Genomic DNA, 893 nt, shown 5'->3' on the forward strand with positions numbered 1-893 from the left:
TCATACAACAACAGCGACAGTGAGCCGTCATACACCGGCGCAACCGCAGCCGGCGAGACCTGCAGAAAGTTCGCTTCGACATGAGGTGCCAACGACACCACCGCAAACTTGCCAAGCCTTTCCGCTTGCAGCGCACCACGCGACACCATTCGCCCAATCTGGTTTCGCACCGAAGACTCGGAGTACCCACGCTCCCCCAGCAGCGCAACAATGACAGGAATGGGCAAAGCGCGGGCCCACAAGCTACCAAAAACGGAAACGACATCGAAGCCCGGCCGGGTGATCCTGTACCTATTTGCCACATTTTCTCCGTGAAACGGGAGGAGTTCATCGTGAGTTCTACGTCACAATACCATCAGTGTGGAATAGCACCCCTATTTCTCACACGTACCCAACACAGGAGTTGAACATGCAAACAGAGTCAGTCCGCAAACTTGCCAACGGCGCCCGCGCACTCACTTCAGCATTCGCCGCCATGAGCATCGCCATCATCGTCACATGCGTCGCGTTCGGAGTTGCGACTCTCCCAGTGCCAAGCATCCTGGTATGGATGGCCTTTATCGGACTGCTCGCGTTTTCGTGCACATATATCGCCACGTACATCACGTTCTCACTCAGCAAACCCAAGGCGTGACCCCCGCCGAGGTGTCCCCCACCTCGGGCGGTATAGGCCACTTTCACGGAGGACAGTTCCGCTGGTAGCGGGGAAAGAAAAATGGGGAGGAACCGAAGTTCCTCCCCATTCGTCTTATTCACTCATCACAAGCTGGTAGCCGAGCCACCTGCAGCAGCGATCTTGTCAGCTGCCGACTTCGAGAACTTGTGTGCCGTGATGTCGAGCTTCACGGTGATTTCACCAGTGCCCAGAACCTTCACCGGCTGCTTAGCGCGCC

2 protein-coding genes and 1 pseudogene are annotated in these 893 nt (G+C 56.8%); 1 reads left to right on the forward strand and 2 read right to left on the reverse strand.

Features of this window, described 5'->3' with window-relative positions; translation table 11 throughout:
- A pseudogene (locus HMPREF0183_RS05575) lies at nt 1-302 on the reverse strand (PaaX family transcriptional regulator); the annotation flags it as partial.
- 107 nt (nt 303-409) lie between these two features.
- Between HMPREF0183_RS05575 and HMPREF0183_RS05580 the strand changes: the two are divergent.
- Nucleotides 410-634: a hypothetical protein gene (locus tag HMPREF0183_RS05580; protein WP_040348247.1), complete on the forward strand. Its 225-nt coding sequence runs from the start codon at nt 410-412 to the stop codon at nt 632-634.
- Between the two features lie 125 nt (nt 635-759).
- Here the strand turns inward: HMPREF0183_RS05580 and HMPREF0183_RS12520 are convergent.
- The coding region (locus tag HMPREF0183_RS12520) for an uL15m family ribosomal protein (protein WP_005883742.1) at nt 760-893 on the reverse strand (134 nt) is incomplete at its 5' end.

The organism is Brevibacterium mcbrellneri ATCC 49030 (assembly GCF_000178455.1).
GTDB classification, from domain to species: domain Bacteria; phylum Actinomycetota; class Actinomycetes; order Actinomycetales; family Brevibacteriaceae; genus Brevibacterium; species Brevibacterium mcbrellneri.